Origin of the sequence: Streptomyces sp. SS1-1 (genome assembly GCF_008973465.1) — a bacterium.
Classification (GTDB): domain Bacteria; phylum Actinomycetota; class Actinomycetes; order Streptomycetales; family Streptomycetaceae; genus Streptomyces.
This window is the reverse complement of the sequence record NZ_WBXN01000004.1, coordinates 2,797,527-2,812,561: the sequence shown is the minus strand read 5'-3', so window position 1 is coordinate 2,812,561 and position 15,035 is coordinate 2,797,527. Positions and strand designations below refer to the sequence as shown.

Annotated in this window: 15 protein-coding genes; 6 read left to right on the top strand and 9 right to left on the bottom strand. The window is 71.1% G+C overall.

Annotated elements, in window-relative coordinates:
- Window positions 1-128 precede the first annotated feature (128 nt).
- The 4 genes from F8R89_RS13990 to F8R89_RS13975 form a co-directional block, all read right to left on the bottom strand.
- Complete coding sequence (locus F8R89_RS13990; RefSeq protein WP_151784286.1) at window positions 129-1,832, bottom strand: NAD(P)/FAD-dependent oxidoreductase; 1,704 nt, start codon at window positions 1,830-1,832, stop codon at window positions 129-131.
- Between the two features lie 29 nt (window positions 1,833-1,861).
- Window positions 1,862-3,334 (bottom strand): FAD-dependent monooxygenase, encoded by a 1,473-nt coding sequence (locus F8R89_RS13985; protein ID WP_151784285.1) that lies wholly within the window; start codon window positions 3,332-3,334, stop codon window positions 1,862-1,864.
- A 179-nt stretch (window positions 3,335-3,513) separates the two neighbouring features.
- Complete coding sequence (locus tag F8R89_RS13980) at window positions 3,514-3,909, bottom strand: pyridoxamine 5'-phosphate oxidase family protein (protein WP_151784284.1); 396 nt, start codon at window positions 3,907-3,909, stop codon at window positions 3,514-3,516.
- A 13-nt stretch (window positions 3,910-3,922) separates the two neighbouring features.
- A complete protein-coding gene (locus tag F8R89_RS13975; protein WP_151784283.1) occupies window positions 3,923-5,407 on the bottom strand; it encodes an MFS transporter in 1,485 nt (494 codons plus the stop codon).
- A 165-nt stretch (window positions 5,408-5,572) separates the two neighbouring features.
- On the opposite strand from F8R89_RS13975, the gene F8R89_RS13970 reads away from it, so the two are divergent.
- Window positions 5,573-5,992 (top strand): winged helix-turn-helix transcriptional regulator, encoded by a 420-nt coding sequence (locus F8R89_RS13970; protein WP_225994394.1) that lies wholly within the window; start codon window positions 5,573-5,575, stop codon window positions 5,990-5,992.
- Between the two features lie 4 nt (window positions 5,993-5,996).
- Here the strand turns inward: F8R89_RS13970 and F8R89_RS13965 are convergent, their stop codons facing one another.
- From F8R89_RS13965 to F8R89_RS13955, 3 genes are read right to left on the bottom strand one after another with little or no spacing between them, the layout of a single operon-like run.
- Window positions 5,997-6,533 carry a flavin reductase family protein gene (locus F8R89_RS13965; RefSeq protein ID WP_151784282.1) on the bottom strand — a complete coding sequence of 179 codons (537 nt, stop codon included), beginning with the start codon at window positions 6,531-6,533 and terminating at the stop codon, window positions 5,997-5,999.
- A 13-nt stretch (window positions 6,534-6,546) separates the two neighbouring features.
- A complete protein-coding gene (locus F8R89_RS13960; RefSeq protein WP_151784281.1) occupies window positions 6,547-7,857 on the bottom strand; it encodes a cation:proton antiporter in 1,311 nt (436 codons plus the stop codon).
- The gene (locus F8R89_RS13955; RefSeq protein WP_192806123.1) at window positions 7,854-8,297 is read right to left on the bottom strand and encodes a nuclear transport factor 2 family protein; all 444 of its coding nucleotides are present in this window, start codon (window positions 8,295-8,297) and stop codon (window positions 7,854-7,856) included. The genes F8R89_RS13960 and F8R89_RS13955 overlap by 4 nt, the downstream gene beginning before the upstream one ends.
- A 223-nt stretch (window positions 8,298-8,520) precedes the next feature.
- Here F8R89_RS13955 and F8R89_RS13950 point away from each other — a divergent pair, with 223 nt between their 5' ends.
- Both F8R89_RS13950 and F8R89_RS13945 read left to right on the top strand, forming a co-directional pair.
- Window positions 8,521-9,213, top strand: a complete 693-nt coding sequence (locus tag F8R89_RS13950) for an antibiotic biosynthesis monooxygenase family protein (RefSeq protein WP_151784279.1) — start codon at window positions 8,521-8,523, stop codon at window positions 9,211-9,213.
- A 65-nt stretch (window positions 9,214-9,278) separates the two neighbouring features.
- Window positions 9,279-9,935 carry a response regulator transcription factor gene (locus tag F8R89_RS13945; RefSeq protein ID WP_151784278.1) on the top strand — a complete coding sequence of 219 codons (657 nt, stop codon included), beginning with the start codon at window positions 9,279-9,281 and terminating at the stop codon, window positions 9,933-9,935.
- A 35-nt stretch (window positions 9,936-9,970) separates the two neighbouring features.
- Here the strand turns inward: F8R89_RS13945 and F8R89_RS13940 are convergent, their stop codons facing one another.
- Window positions 9,971-10,666, bottom strand: a complete 696-nt coding sequence (locus F8R89_RS13940; protein WP_151784277.1) for a ScbR family autoregulator-binding transcription factor — start codon at window positions 10,664-10,666, stop codon at window positions 9,971-9,973.
- Window positions 10,667-10,786: 120 nt separating this feature from the next.
- Between F8R89_RS13940 and F8R89_RS13935 the strand changes: the two genes are divergently transcribed.
- Window positions 10,787-11,878, top strand: coding sequence for a ScbA/BarX family gamma-butyrolactone biosynthesis protein (locus F8R89_RS13935; RefSeq protein WP_225994393.1), 1,092 nt, complete (start codon window positions 10,787-10,789; stop codon window positions 11,876-11,878).
- On the top strand, window positions 11,875-12,891 hold the full coding sequence (locus tag F8R89_RS13930) for an NAD-dependent epimerase/dehydratase family protein (protein ID WP_151784276.1): 1,017 nt from the start codon (window positions 11,875-11,877) through the stop codon (window positions 12,889-12,891). Before F8R89_RS13935 ends, F8R89_RS13930 begins: the two co-directional genes overlap by 4 nt.
- On the opposite strand, the gene F8R89_RS13925 is transcribed toward F8R89_RS13930, so the two are convergent.
- A complete protein-coding gene (locus F8R89_RS13925; RefSeq protein ID WP_192806122.1) occupies window positions 12,828-13,538 on the bottom strand; it encodes a ScbR family autoregulator-binding transcription factor in 711 nt (236 codons plus the stop codon). The genes F8R89_RS13930 and F8R89_RS13925 overlap by 64 nt on opposite strands.
- 599 nt (window positions 13,539-14,137) lie before the next feature.
- Here F8R89_RS13925 and F8R89_RS13920 point away from each other — a divergent pair.
- Window positions 14,138-14,842, top strand: coding sequence for a response regulator transcription factor (locus tag F8R89_RS13920; protein WP_225994632.1), 705 nt, complete (start codon window positions 14,138-14,140; stop codon window positions 14,840-14,842).
- Window positions 14,843-15,035 lie beyond the last annotated feature (193 nt).

Sequence of the window (15,035 nt, the reverse complement as noted above, 5' to 3'; positions counted from 1 at the left end):
ACGGTGTCCCAGAGTCGATACGGGTGACGGACGGTCGGGGAGCGGCCCGCACAGGGCCGAGCGCTTGGGGGTGGCACCACGCCCTGTGCGGACCGGATCGGGGGGTGGGGGGAGTTGGGGGGAGGAGGTCAGGAGACCTTCTTGCCGCGCAGGGCCGACTTCGCGACGCCCTTGAGCATCGCGCGGCCGAGATCGCGCATCTCCTTGGGGCCGTTGGTGCTGGCCCACCACATGAACTTGATCATCGTGGGGGTGGTGGCCCGGTAGAAGCGGTGGTCCTCGCCGTCCTTCCAGCCGAACGGCGTGTTGACCGACTCGCAGTCGTTGATGGCCTGGAAGACGATGTCGGCCGCCTTGTCGCCGTCGATCTCGCCGGCCTCGTACTTCACGCAGGTCTCGTGGGTGACGTCGAGCAGATGCTTGAAGGCGTGGCTGTCCGGCCACCACAGGCCCGGGTACGGAGCCTTCTCCATGTTCCGGAAGTGCCGGTCGTCGCCGTCCAGTTCGAACTCCTGGCGGGCCTGGATCTGGCGCATCGTGGCCGGGGTGGTGAAGCAGGCCCAGACCCGGAAGACCGCGTTCCAGAGCCGGAAGTGGGAGAACGCGATGTACGAGCTGTCGACGATCATGTCGTTGAACGTCAGCAGGCCCTGCTCCAGGCGCTCCACGTACTCGAAGCGCTCGGCGGAGAAGTCGCCGTCGCGCAGCGCGTCCAGGACGCGGTAGCAGAGGGCGTCCACCACCTCGAAGGTGTTGGACAGGCCCCGCGAGTACAGCGGGTCCACGAAGCCGGCGGCGTGCGACATCAGGCACCAGCGGTCGCCCACGGTCTGCTTCGAGGAGTACTGGATGCGGTCCGGCGTGGAGACCCACTCGCGCACCCGGCGCGCGCCCTCGAACTGCCGCTTCACCGCCGGGTACATGTCGAGGTAGTGCTGGAACTCCTCGTCCGGCGTCTTGTCCTTGGGCTGCGGGTACAGCCGCTCGTCGAAGGTCAGCCCGACGCTGCACACCGGGTTGCGGGAGTCCTTGTAGTTGTCGAACGGGATGATCCAGAACCAGCCGCGCTCGATCAGGTGGTGCAGGGTGCCGCCGTGGAAGGGGGACTCGGCGGGCGGGCGCAGCGCGTCCGGGTAGCCGCACACGTCGTCGTAGGGCTTGATGCCGACGTAGTGCGTGAACATGGAGCGGGCGTGGTGCCGGATCCGGGTCGGCTTGTCGCGCAGGTCGAACTTCTGGGCGAGCGGGGAGCGGAAGCCGCTGGCGTCGATGAGGTACTTCGCGCGGAACACCTCGCCGTTCTGGCCGGTGACCGTGACGCCGTCGTCGTCGAAGTCCAGGTCGGTGGCGCGCCAGTTCTGGCGCAGCGTGCAGCCGTACTTGGCGGCGACGTTGAAGTAGTAGGTGTCGGTGTCCTGGCGGAACATGTGCGACGCCTCGGTGAGCATCTTCGGGATGACGAACATCGTCGCCTCGCGCGGGTCCGGCTCCCGGTCGGGGACGTGCCGCACGAAACCGAAGCTCTGCTTGCGGCCGTGGTGGGCGCCGATGTGCTTGGTGACGGCCTTGATGTCGAGCAGGTGCTTCAGCTCGGGCACGTCGTAGCGCACGGCGAGGATGTGCAGCCACTCCACGAGCTGCGGGTTCTGCGACTCGCCGACCGCGAACCGCGGGTGCTGGCCGGCGTCGACGAGCACCACCTTCGCGCCCTGCCGGGCCAGGATCGCGCCGGTGATCGAACCGCCGATCCCGGCGCCCAGGATGATGACGTCGCACTCGGTCCACGCGCCGGGCTGCGGTGGCGTCTTCTGCGTCTCGGCCTTGCCGGTCAACTCGGGACTCCTCTTCTGGCGGTGGGGGCTCAGCCGGCGGCGGGGGCGCCGAACCAGCGCTGCAGGGCGGTGGTCAGACCGTCGGCGGTGCCGTCCGTCCCGACCCAGGCGATGTAGCCGTCGGGGCGCACCAGCAGGTCGGCGGCGGGGGCCTCGGGGTCGGGCCGGGAGGCGGCGACGACGTCCACGCGGTCGGCCCAGCCGGCGGCGGCCCGCGTCAGGGCCTCGCCGCCGCGCAGGTTCAGCAGCAGCGGGCGGCCGCGCGTGAGCAGCGCGTACGTGCTGGTCTTCTCGTCGCCGGCCAGCAGGTCCTGGTCGGGCAGCCGGCGGCCGAGCAGCGGGTGTCCGCCCTCGCCCATGTCGTAGGTGATGTCCAGGCCGGTGACCAGGCCGACCAGGTGCTTGCGGACCGCCTCGATGCCGACCAGCTCGCCGAACAGCTCGCGCAGCGGCTGCATCTCGGGGCCGCCGAGGTAGAGGGAGCGCTGCACCAGGGTGTTGGCGACGATCCGGCCGCCGACCGGGTGCCGCTCGGAGTGGTAGGTGTCCAGCAGCCCCTCGGGGGCGTGGCCCTTCAGCGCGGCGGCCAGCTTCCAGCCGAGGTTCACCACGTCGCCGACGCCGGCGCTGATGCCCTGCGCGCCGATCGGCAGGTGGATGTGGGCGGCGTCGCCGGCCAGGAAGACCCGGCCGCTGCGGTACTCGGCGGCGTGCCGGCTGGCGTCGGTGAAGTAGCTGGTCCACAGCGGCCGGTACCCGGTGATGTCCTCACCGGTGACGCGCTGGAAGGCGGCGGCGACCTCGTCGAAGGTGGGCGCCTCCGTCGTCGGGCGGACGCCGGCGCCGCGCTCGAAGACGACCACGCGGGTGGCCCCCGGGCCCAGCGGCAGCACCACGACCATGCCGGCCTCGCCGACCTCGCCGGTCGGGCGGATGCGCAGCTCGTTGGTGGCGACGTCGGCCATCAGCATCTCGATGGTGGCGCTCGTGCCGGGGAAGTCGATGCCGGCCAGGCGCCGCACGGTGGAGCGGGCGCCGTCACAGCCGACGAGGTAGGCGGCGCGCAGCGTCTCGGTGCCGTCGGGGCCCGCGACCTCCACGGTGACGCCGTCGTCGTCCTGCGTCATGCCGACGACCTCGTGCCCGCGGCGGACCTTGGCGCCGAGGCCGGTGGCCCACCGGTGCAGGATCGCCTCGGTCCGCGACTGCGGAACACCCCGGACGCCGAAATTGCCGCCCTCGACGATCTGGTAATCGATGGGAAGTCCGCCGAAATGGCCGAAGGGTATCGTCTCGAGTTCACCGAATTCATCGAGAAGTCCGCGCTGACCGAACTCCTCGATGGTACGTGCGGAAAATCCGAGGGCGCGGGACTGCTGCATCGGTGCGGTCAGCCGGTCGAGCACCAGCACCTCGTGCCCCGCCAGGCGGAGTTCACCGGCGAGCATGAGTCCGGACGGGCCGGCCCCGGCGACGATCACGTCGGCATGAAAACGGTTCATGTTTCCTCTCCCAGTGGATTTTTCACCAGTATTCCGGGGGAGCCGGGGAAGCTGAACGGCCCTAAGTACAGGTCTCTGACAAGTTTCGTCAGAGATTCCACAGCAGGGTCAGGGGGTGGAAATACGCCGAGGGCGCCGGCGGTTTCGCGTCCGGCGCCCTCGGCGGGTGTGCGGCCCGCTCACAGCAGGCCCAGCACCCGGTCCACGTCGATCTCGATGACGACCAGGCCCGGCGGCTCCGGCGGCGGCGACCAGTACCGCTTGGCGTACCGCCGGACGCCCTCCTGGACCCGGGACGGGTCGTCGTGCACGGTGGCGGTGCCCTCCAGGGTGATCCAGCGGGGCCCGGCCGTCTGGCACAGGGAGACCCGGCCCCCGGGCGAGGCCAGCACGTTGCGGGCCTTGCGCCGGGTCACCGCGGTCATCACCCGGGCCAGTCCCGCCTCGCCGTCCCAGGTGAAGCGCACGGGCGTCACATGGGGCGAGCCGTCGGGGCGGAGCGTGGTGAAGGCGCACAGCTGGTTCTCGGCGAGGAAGTCCTCGGCCGCGGGGGACAGACGCGGTGACGTCGGCATGCTCGGTCCGATCTCAGGCGGTGGGGGCGGCGGGCTGGTCCGCGGCCTTGGTGAGGGGCAGCAGGATCAGCGTGAGGACCAGGCCGGCCGCGGCGAAGCAGGCACCGGCGAGGAACGCGTCGTGGAAGACCTCGGTGCGCGCCTCGGTCACCCGCGCGGGCACCCCGTCCGCCCACTTGGTCAGCTCCTCGACCTGGCGGAAGGCGTAGGTCGCGGCGACGGCGAGGCCCAGGGCGCCGCCGACCTCCTGCGCGGTGTTGATGAGACCGGCCGACAGACCGGACTCGTCCTCCTCGGTGCCGGTGAACGCGGCCACCTGCACCGGCACGAACGACAGGCCGAGCCCGAGGCCGGAGATCAGGAAGGCGGGCAGCAGGTGCACCGCGTAGGAGGCGTCGGACGGGGCCCGCCACAGCAGGAACATGCCCACGCTGGTCAGGGTCAGCCCGACCATCAGCACCGGCTTGGCGGCGACCTTCGTCACCAGCTGGGAGGCGACGCCCGCGCCGACCGCCACGATCACGGCGAGCGGGACGTACGCCAGACCGGTGCGCAGCGCCGACCAGTTCAGCACCTGCTGCATGAAGAGGCTGGCGAAGAAGAACAGGGTGACGCAGGTGCCCAGCAGCAGGACCGCGACGACGTTGGAGGCCCGCAGCGACTTGCGCTTGAACACGCCGAGCGGGATCAGCGGCGCCTGGGCGCGGCGCTCGATCAGCAGGAACGTGATGAGCAGGACCGCGGAGAGGGCGAAGCCGCCGTAGACCCGGGCCATGGGGACGTCGGAGTCGTCGACGGTCTGGCACAGGCTGAAGATGAGCAGCACCAGACCGGCGGTCAGGGTGACGGCGCCGGCGACGTCGAAGGAGCTGCTGCGCTCGGCGGCCCGGCTCTCGGCGACGACCCTCGGGGCGAGCAGGGCCAGGACGAGGCCGATCGGCACGTTGATGAAGAAGATCCAGCGCCAGCCCGGGCCGTCGGTCAGCAGACCGCCGAGGGTGACGCCGGCGACGGCGGCGATACCGCTCAGCGCGCCCCACGCGCCCAGCGCCTTGTTGCGCTCGGCGCCCTCCTCGAAGTTGTTCGCGAGCAGGGACAGCGCGGCGGTCGCGATGAACGCGGCGCCGAGACCCTGGGCGCCGCGCGCCACGATCAGCATGGCCGCGCTCTGGCCGAACCCGGCGAGCAGCGAGGCCAGGGCGAACAGGATCAGGCCGGTCTGGAGCATCCGGCGGCGGCCGAAGGCGTCGGCGAGCCGGCCGGTCAGCAGCAGGAAGCCGCCGAGCAGCATGCCGTACGTGGTGACGATGTACTGCAACGACGTCTGGGAGATGTGCAGTTCGTCCTCGATCGTCGGCAGGGCCACGTTGACGATCGACACGTCGAGGAAGGTCATGAACCCGGCCAGGCAGAGGAACGCCAGGATGAGTCCGGGGCGCTTCGGCGGGGCCGACGCGTCGGTGGAGTGGGGAAGGCGCAGCGACTCTTGGGTCGACATGTCGCTCCTAGTGGGAGGTGAACGGAAGGGTTCCGTAGGGACGGGACAAGGAGGGAAAGGACATGGCGCGGGGGCCGGGAGCGGGGAAGCTCACCGCCTTCCGGGAAGCTAGCATCCTGGGTAAAGTAGGTACCTAGAGGAAAGTGGCTTCCTGGGAGGATCCGCATGGACGGCACAGGCACGATGGGCGGCGCCGCGAAGCACGGCGCAGGTGTCGACTCGGAGCTGGCGTGCCCGGTCTCCCCGGTGGTCGACATCGTCTTCAGCCGCTGGACGACACCGATCCTGTGGACGCTGAACGAGTTCGGCCGGCAGCGCTTCGTCGAGCTCCAGCGCAACATCCGCACCATCACGCCGAAGGTGCTCACGCAGCGGCTGCGCCAGATGGAGCGCGACGGCCTGGTGGTGCGCACGTACCACCCGGAGGTGCCGCCCCGGGTCGAGTACGAGATCAGCGAGCTGGGCCGCAGCCTGGCGCCGATCTTCGCCCACCTCGCCGACTGGTCCGCGGAGAACCTGCACAAGGTCGAGCGGGCCAGGCGGGAGTTCGACGACGCCGACCTGCCGGCCGGGGTGGCGCGCTGACGGCTCAGCCCCGCGCCGCGGCGTCCAGGACACGCATCGCGCCCTGGTAGAACACCAGCGGATCGGCCTCCTCCTCGGAGGTGCCGAGGGCGGTGACCTCGCCGACCACGATGGCGTGGTCGCCGCCGTCGTACTCCTCGGCGAGACGGCACTCCAGGAACGCGAGCGCCTCGGTGAGGACGGGCAGCCCGCCGGCCGAGCGGTGGTGCGGGACCTCTGTCAGCCGCGCCGACTCACGGCCCGCGAACTTCCAGGCGAGCCCTTCCTGGCGGTGCGTCAGGAAGTTCACCACGAAGCCGCGGGAGCGCTGGAGCACCGGACGCAGCCGGGACCGCCGGTGCAGGCAGAACAGCACCAGCGGCGGATCCAGCGAGACGGACGTGAACGAGTTCACCGTGGTCGCGGCGCCCTCCTCCGGGCCGCCGGTGGTGATCACGGTGACGCCGGTGGCGAAACTGCCGCACACCGTGCGCAGCGCACGGCCGTCGACCGGTGGTCGCGGCTGCCGCTCGTGCGGGGACAACGGTTGGACGGGTATCACGGGATCCCCCTCGTCAAGTGCGCGGCGCGGTCGCGTCCGCGACGGGTGTGGGTGCCTTGGGAAGGTCGCCGGCCGTGAGGTGCTCGCGCCGGGACAGCAGCGGCGCCGCCATCGCCGTGGTCACGAGGGCCATGATCACCAGCAGGGTGAACATCCGCCCGTCGAGCACGCCGAGGCTCACCGCGGCGTTGAGGATGATGAGTTCGGTCAGGCCCCGGGTGTTCATCAGTACGCCCAGGTCCTTCGCCTCGCGCCAGGACAGACCGGACAGCCGGGCCGGGGCGATCGCGCCGAGCAGCTTGCCCGCGCACGCCACCGCCACGATCAGGGCCAGCGCCAGGCAGTCGGCCGCCGTCAGCGCGCCGAGGTCGACACCGAGGCCGGTGACGATGAAGAAGACCGGCAGCAGGACCACGCTGACGTCGTCCAGCGGCCGGCGCAGATGCGCCGCGAGCACCCGCCGGGGTTCACGCGGCATCACGAAGCCGAACAGGAACGCGCCGAAGATCTGGTGGATGCCGATCCACGACGTCAGCCACGACGAGGCGAACACGCCCGCGCACAGCACCGCGAGCAGCGCCGGCCAGCGCTCCATGGCCGCCCACCGCCACACCAGCCGCGAGATCAGCGGCCGTACGACGACGAGCATCACGGCCACGTACACCACGCTCAGCGCGCCGATCCGCGCCAGGTCCGCGTAGTCGCCGTCCGAGCTGACCAGCGCCGAGACGTACGCCAGCAGACACCAGGCGAGGACGTCGTCGATCGCGGCGCTCGCCAGCGACAGGGCGCCCACCCGGGTGTCCATCAGCTTGTTCTCGGTCAGGATGCGGGCCAGCACCGGGAACGCGGTGACGGACATCGCGGTGCCCATGAAGGTGGCGAACGCCAGGAACGAGATGTGCTTCCCGGCCACCGTGTCGTGGTGCGGGTACAGCACGGCGGCGGCGGCCACCCCGAGTCCAAAGGCCAGCACGATCGACGACAGCGAGACCCCGGCCGCCAGCCGGGCGTGCGGCCGGATCAGCCGCCGTTCGAACTCCCAGCCCACCACGAACATGAACAGCACCAGGCCGACCTGCGACACCGCCAACAGCAACGGACGCACGTCCGACGGGAACAGACGGTCCGTCAGGTCACCGGGGAACAGGCCCAGCAGGCTCGGCCCCAGCACGATGCCCGCCGTGATCTCCCCGATCACCTTGGGCTGGCCGACCTTGCGGGCGAGCGCCCCCAGACCGGCGCCGACCAGCAGGATCACCCCGATGCCCAGCAGCATCGCGGCGATCCGGTCCTCCTGGACGCCGGCGGCCAGGGCCCTCATCGGGCGTCCGCCGGGCGGGGCGGGCTGCCCGTCGACCACACCAGGTGGAACGACAGCTCCGTCAGCCGCCAGCCCCGGCCGGTGCGCCGGGCCGCGCCCCGCACGAGCGTGCCGGACACGAACAGCGGATCGCCGGGCGTGCCCGGGTGGTGCACATGCGTGGAGACCAGATTGGCCCGCAGCACCGCCCGGTCGTCCTCGGTGAGGTCCACGACCGCCGGCGAGTTGAGGTGCTGGGTGCGGGCGAAGGCCTCCAGCGCCCCGCGGTGCCAGTCGGCCAGACCCCCGACGCCCTCGTGCCGGGCCATCGGGAACTCCACACGGGCGTCGTCGGTGAACAGAGCGCGCGCCCAGTCGTCGTCGAGCTTTTCGTCGTCGAGACCTATGAGATATCGGTCGAGCAGTCCGCCGATTTCGGCTTTCGCAGGGGAGGAATTCATCACCCGAGCATCGCGCGCGGGCCGATGGGCACCCAAGAGCACTTGTCGAAGACCTGACGTAGCCGTAGAAGATCTGACGCTGCCGCGAAAGACCTGACAATCCGCGCGGAGACCTGAACACAGCGCCCTTCACCAGCGGTTGCGGCCTTGTCATGCTGGTCCGGAAGCACCGATCACCATTCGAGTTCTGCTTCTTTCATCACCGACCGGAAGAGAAGAGAGAATGCCGAAGATCGCCGCCGATGGTAAGAACCTGACCGTCCTCAACCTGTTCTCCACCGACTCCGCGGAGAAGCAGGACAGCCTGCTCGCCGCGATGCGGGAAATCGTCGACTCCGCGGCCTACGAGGGCTGGCGGTCCAGCACCGTGCACAGCGGGCAGACCAAGTTCGGCACCGCCAACTTCATCCAGTGGCGCTCCACCGAGGACCTGGAGGCCCGGTACGCCGGCGAGGAGTTCAAGCACCGCACGCTCCCGCTGTTCGGCGAGATCACCACCGCCATCCGGCTGCTGCAGAACGAGGTGGTCTTCACCCAGCAGAAGCCCGGCGCCGACGAGACCGAGATCTCCCCGGAGCGCGACGACTACACGGTCATCGACCTGTACGGCGTCACCGAGAAGCACCAGGACGACCTCGTCGAGGCGCTCGGCGCGTCCCAGGACTGGCTCCAGAAGGTCCCCGGCTACCGCAGCCACACCGTGCTGCGCGGACTGCGCGGACGCAACATCGAGGGCAAGTGGGTCGTCGTCTACTCCCAGTGGGACAGCAAGGAGGCCTACGACGCCTTCCTCGCGCAGCCGGCCGCCGAGCGCTCGGCGGAGCGGCAGAAGGTCGACGCCGCCGTGGACGCGCTGGCCACCTGGCGGGACTCCAACACCTACCGCGTGGTGCACACCCGGTCGGCGGGCGAGTGAGGGCAGGGGGTACCGGCCGGGCGGGGTCACCCGCCCGTGCCTGACGGACCCCCGGTGGAGTCCAGATGCGCGTACTCGTGATCGACCCGGACGACGGGTCCGCCGAACCCCTAGTCTGCCGCCTGGTGCGCAACGGGCACCAGGTCCGGCGGGCCCGCACCGGCCGGGCGGGACTGCAGGCGTGGGAGCAGGCCGAGGTCGTCCTGCTCGACCTGGACCTGCCCGACCTCGACGGTCTGCAGGTGTGCGCCGAGATCAGGGCGCGCGGCGGCACGCCGCTGATCACCTTCACCGGCCGGGACTCCGAGCTGGACCGGGTGCTCAGCCTGCGCTCCGGCGCCGACGACTGCCTGGTCAAGCCGTACGGATTCCGGGAGCTCGCCGCCCGGATGGACGCGGTGACCCGCCGCGTCGCCACCGGCGGCGGCCCGGCCGGGGTGGCCTGCGGGGCACTCCGGCTGGACCCCGGCACCCGCGAGGCGTGGCTGGGGGAGCGGTCGCTGGAGCTGACCCGCAAGGAGTTCGACATCCTGCTGCTGCTCGCCTCGGCGCCGGAGACAGTGGTCTCCCGCCGGAACCTGATCGCGGGGGTCTGGGCGGACGAGTGGGCCATCTCCACCCGCACCGTCGACACCCATGTCAGCGCGCTGCGCGCCAAGCTGGGCGAGGGCTGGATCACCACGGTGCGCGGCGTCGGCTACCGGCTGGAGGACGCCGGCTGAACACCGGCGCCCCCGGGGGCCGCGCGGGCCGCCCGTCAGGCCGCGCTGTCCCCGCCGGCCTCGGCCTCCTCCGCCTCCAGCGCGGCGTCGCGCGAGGCGAGGAGGGCGACGGCCCGCTCCTCGCTCAGCTCCAGCGTCGGCAGGATCTGCGGCATCGCCACGCTGGGCAGCAGATGCCGGAACATCGCGATGACCCGGCGCGTCAGATCCCGCCGCTGGCACAGCACCTGCGACGTCCACTGGATGCCGGTGAACGCCCCGGACAGCAGCTCCGCCGTCTCCGCCGGATCGACGTGCGGCAGCAGCTCCCCGCGCCCGCGCGCCTCCACGAGCAGTTCGGTCAGCCGGTCCGCCCACTCCTGGAACGGGCGGCCGTGGAAGGGGTTGGCGCCCTCGCCGTTCTCGCTCCACTGGTCCATGGCCAGCCCCACACTGGCCCGGGTGAGCGGGTCGTACTGCAGCTGGTGGGCGAACAGCAGTCCCTGATCGGTGAGTTCCTGCAGCTTCGTGCGCTGCGCGGGCAGCGGGCCCAGCTCCAGCTGCGCCGCTATCACCCCGAGGGCCAGGTCCTCCTTGGACGAGAAGTGGAAGTACAGCGCACCCTTCGTCACGCCGGCGCGCGCGATGATCTCCGTGATGGTGGCCGTGCTGTAGCCCCGCTCGTCGAACACCTCCGCCGCCGCCAGCAGGATCGACGTGCGGGTCTGGATCGCTCGCGCTTGTCGTGCCATGCCCCCGTGCCTGTTTCTATGTCAGAGCTTGGTCAGGTTCCCCCGCAAAGAGAACCGGACTGCCAGTCTTTTGTCGAGAGGGGAACTATTCCCCGCAGGCAGCGACTCAGGGGGCACTCCATGGCCGATCCCGCTATATCCGTAGTCGACAGGTTCGTCGGGTCCCGTCCGCATCTGACCCCGGCGCAGGAACGATCCGACACCGCTTCGGCGGCCTCACCGGCCCGTCCGGGCCGTCCGGGCGGCGAACACGCCCCGGCGAACCGCTCCGAACAGACCCTCGTACGCCTCGCATACCAGACCGACTCCCCGGTTCTGATTCCCGACGGACGGGCCACCGGAGAGCTGTGCCACCGCCCCGACGCCGCCGACCGCTTCCCCGTCGACTGGCTGCGCCTGTCCGAGCACCGCTACCTCGTCACCGTCGACTGGCCCGCCGCCCACCGGTTCTTCGCCCCGCTGCCCGGCGGACGGCAGGACCCGATGCTGGTGGCCGAGACCACCCGGCAGGCCACGATGATGCTCGCGCACGCCGCGTACGGCGTCCCCGTCGGCGACCAGTTCGTGATGCAGGAACTCGGCTACCGGCTGCTGACCGACGAGTTCACCGTGCTCGCCGCCTCGGGCCCGATCGACGTGGTCGTCGACTGCTCCGACGTACAGCTGCGCGCCGGACGCCTGGTCGGGATGCGGGTCGACCTGCGCTTCCAGCGGCTCGGCCGGGTGCTCGCCACCAGCATGGGCATCCTGTACTGCACCTCCGCCCGCGTCTACCGCAGACTGCGCGGCGCGAGCATGGACGCGGCGGCCGGCGCGGTGCCGCTGCTGCCCGCCGTCCCCGCCCACGAGACCGGCCGCACCGACCCCGCCGACGTCGTCCTCGCCCGGTCCAAGCACCGCCCCGGCTGGCGGCTGCGCCTGAACACCGCGCACCCGACGCTCTTCGCCCGCCCCAACGACCACGTCCCCGGCATGGTCCTCCTGGAGGCCGCCCGCCAGGCCGCCACCGCGCTCACCCCCGGGCACGACTTCCACCCGGCCTCGATGCGGGTCGCCTTCCACAAATACTGCGAACTCGCCGAGCCCTGCTGGCTCCTGGCCGGACACGAGACGGACGCCGACCAGGGACCGGTGGTGCGGGTGCGGGGCATCCAGGGGGAGGAGCCCGTCTTCACCGCGACCCTGGGGACCGCCGTACGGGACGACGGGTGAGCCCGCACGTCCTGGTGACCGGGTCCGGCGGGTTCGTCGGCGGCCACGTGGTCGCCGCGGCCGGCGCCGCGGGGGGCGTACGGCTGCGGCTGCTGGCCCGCGCCGGCCCGCCGCCCGGCCTGCGCCCGCCCCACACCCTCGTACGGGGCGACCTCGCCGAGCCCGCCTCGCTCGCCGGTGTCTGCGACGGCGTCGACGCGGTCGTGCACTGCGCGTCCCGCGTCGGCGGCGACCCCGGGGAACTGCGGCGCGTCAACGACCTGGGCACCCGCGCCCTGGTCGAGGAGGCACAACGGGCGGGCGTCCGGCGGTTCGTGTACCTGAGCACGGCGGCGGTGCACGGCAGGGGCCCGTTCCGCGCGGTCCGGCCCGGCGAGGTCCCCCTCGCCCCGGTGTCCGCCACCAGCAGGACCCGGGCGGCGGCCGAGGGCCATGTGCTCGCGGCCGGCGGCACGGTCCTGCGGCCCCACCTCGTCTACGGGGCGGGCGACCGCTGGGTGGTGCCCGGCGTGCTCACGCTGCTGCGGGCGCTCGGCGCCCGGCCCGAGGGGCGGCTCGGCCGGCAGTCGGCGGTCGACGCCGCCGCCCTGGGCAGGGCACTGCTTTCGGCCGCGCTCGCCCCGCCGGAACACACCGGCGGTGTCCGGTTCGTCAACCATCCCCGGCCGGTGCCGGGTGAGGATCTGCTGACCGCCGTCGCCGAAACGTACGGTCTCTTTCCGGGGACCGCGCCCGGCCTGCCGCTGGAGGAGGCGCGCGCCCGGCTGCGCGGCCACCCCGTCGCCCTGCACCACCTCGAACTGCTCGCGGTGGACCACTGGTTCGAGGACACACCGGTCTGGGACGCGCTCGGCTGCTCCCCCGGCCCGTCGTTCGCCGAGGGCTTCCCCCGGTACGCGGCCCGGTACCGGAACGCGGAGCCGGCCCCGCCGCGGGAACCCGGCAGGGGTCAGCGCACGCCCGACGCGGCGCTCTCGGTCCCCAGCGTCTCGTCCGGGGAGAAGGGCAGGTAGCGGGACGCGGACACCGCGTACTCCACCACCTCGGCCGTCCCGCCGGGGTTCAGCCGCCCGAGCAGGTCCGGTACGGCGAGCCCCGGCAGGAAGCCCTGCCAGAACCCGGTGAAGGCGAGCCGTGTCCGCTCCGCCTCACCCCCCTTGATGAGCACCCCTATCCCGGTCGTGGCGGCCACGATGGCGCAGGTCACCGCCCTCAGGTGGACCTGCTGCGCCAGGCTGCCCTCCTGCCGCGCACGGTCGAGCAGCCGCTGCACGGCGGCGTGCCAGGCGTGCAGGAACTGTTCCCGGCCGCGCCGGGACCGGTCGTTGTCCAGCCGCAGGCCGGCCCGCGCCACGACGTCCCAGGAGAGCAGCTGGCTCAGGGCGTGGGAGACGTCGGTGAGCGCCTGGAGCGGCTCCGAGTTGTGCTCGTAGGCGCAGCGCGCGGCGTGCCACAGGGTGCCGCGCGCCTCGCTCACGACGGCCTGCGCCAGCTCCTCCTTGTTCGCGAAGTGGAAGTGCAGAGCGCCGGTGCTCATGTTGGCCCGTGCGCTGATGTCGGAGAGCCTGGCCGAGGCGTAGTCCTCGCGGTCGAAGACGTCGGCCGCCGACTTGAGCATCAGCCGGCGTGTGCGGATCGCCCTCTCCTGTTGTAGTCCCACCTGCGTGCTTCCTCTCATCCCGCCCGTCCCGAAACGGACTTCAAGGTCTGTTTAGTGGGCGCGAGTGCCCACCCCAGGGGAGCGTCGGTGTGGTCGGCGGCCCTCAACGTTATCGACACTCCGTCAGTAGTGCCCAGACGATCACACTTTCCCACCTCAGGACCAGGCCGAGGGTGAAGCGGAAGCAGGGAATCGGACGGCCGAGAACGTTCTGGACGGTATACCACCGTGCCTGGAAGGGCGGAACACGTCCGGCGCGACCGTTTTCAGCGATCCACCTGCGCACCTCTGGCTCTCCAGGGGGCGGTCAAGAACATACCGCGTCCGCCGTCAGTGGCTGTTCGCACCTGGTTCACGGTCGAAAATTACTCGCGAAGCGAAGTGAAGATCGTGAAAGCGATGACGCTGTGCAGCGGAATTGATCCTTCACTTGACATCAACTCCGGCGAAAGCCGCATTCGTTGTGACGGTCGGTGAGTTTACCTAGTCTTTTTTTGACAAACCGAGAGGTAGGTTTTTAGGCTCGTCCAGCGAAGTGCTCGAGCGGGAACTACGTGTTCAGGGGGAGAGCAGTGAGTCAACGCGCCACGAGCAGCACTCTGGAGATCCGGCAGCCCGTCCCGTCCCAGATCCGCAAGCCGGCCACCAACTGGCGGGTCCTGGTCGTCGAGAACAACACCGGCGACCGGGAGACGCTGACCGCCGGCCTCCGGCGGCACGGTCACCATGTCGAAGGGGTCGCGACGGGGAACGCGGCCCTCCAGTCGTACCAACGCGCGGACATCGTCCTGCTCGACCTCGAACTGCCGGACGTGGACGGTCTCGAGGTGTGCCGTTCCATCCGCGCGCTCAGCGACGTCCCGCTCATCGCCGTGACCGGGTGGGGGACGGAACTGGACCGGGTCCTCGGCCTCCAGGCCGGCGCCGACGACTACCTCGTCAAGCCGTACGGCTTCCGGGAGTTGATGGCCCGCATGGACGCGGTGATGCGCCGCTCGCGTCCGCAGATGCAGGCCGAACAAGTGGTCCTGCGCGGCCCGTTGCGCATCGACGCGGCCTCCCGCGAGGTCAGCCTGCACGGCCGCGTCGTGGAACTCACCCGCAAGGAGTTCGACCTCCTGCACCTGCTGGCCTCCCACCCGGAGACCGTCATCTCGCGCAAGCGGATCATGCAGCAGGTCTGGGGCGGCTCCTGGTCCCGGCGCACCGTGGACACCCATGTCAGCAGTCTGCGCGGCAAACTCGGCGGCAGCGACTGGATCGTCACCGTGCGCGGGGTCGGCTTCCGCTTCGGCGGCCGCTGACCACACACACCGATCCGAAGGGCGGGCTCCCCACATGGGAGCCCGCCCTTTTTTCGCTGCCCCGACGCCTTTCCGGGCAGCGGACGGCCGTGCATTCCGTACGTCCCCGAATCCCCTTCCGGTATCGGCCCACCGGGGCGTCTGACGCTTTTCTGACACGTGCCTGGCCCTGCGCCAACAAAGCGGTAGCGGT

Coding starts and splice junctions, on each gene's coding strand:
- F8R89_RS13985 (WP_151784285.1), bottom strand. CDS start 3,334: ATGAACCGTTTTCATGCCGACGTGATCGTCGCCGGGGCCGGCCCGTCC.
- F8R89_RS13980 (WP_151784284.1), bottom strand. CDS start 3,909: ATGCCGACGTCACCGCGTCTGTCCCCCGCGGCCGAGGACTTCCTCGCC.
- F8R89_RS13975 (WP_151784283.1), bottom strand. CDS start 5,407: ATGTCGACCCAAGAGTCGCTGCGCCTTCCCCACTCCACCGACGCGTCG.
- F8R89_RS13970 (WP_225994394.1), top strand. CDS start 5,573: ATGGACGGCACAGGCACGATGGGCGGCGCCGCGAAGCACGGCGCAGGT.
- F8R89_RS13960 (WP_151784281.1), bottom strand. CDS start 7,857: ATGAGGGCCCTGGCCGCCGGCGTCCAGGAGGACCGGATCGCCGCGATG.
- F8R89_RS13955 (WP_192806123.1), bottom strand. CDS start 8,297: ATGAATTCCTCCCCTGCGAAAGCCGAAATCGGCGGACTGCTCGACCGA.
- F8R89_RS13950 (WP_151784279.1), top strand. CDS start 8,521: ATGCCGAAGATCGCCGCCGATGGTAAGAACCTGACCGTCCTCAACCTG.
- F8R89_RS13945 (WP_151784278.1), top strand. CDS start 9,279: ATGCGCGTACTCGTGATCGACCCGGACGACGGGTCCGCCGAACCCCTA.
- F8R89_RS13940 (WP_151784277.1), bottom strand. CDS start 10,666: ATGGCACGACAAGCGCGAGCGATCCAGACCCGCACGTCGATCCTGCTG.
- F8R89_RS13935 (WP_225994393.1), top strand. CDS start 10,787: ATGGCCGATCCCGCTATATCCGTAGTCGACAGGTTCGTCGGGTCCCGT.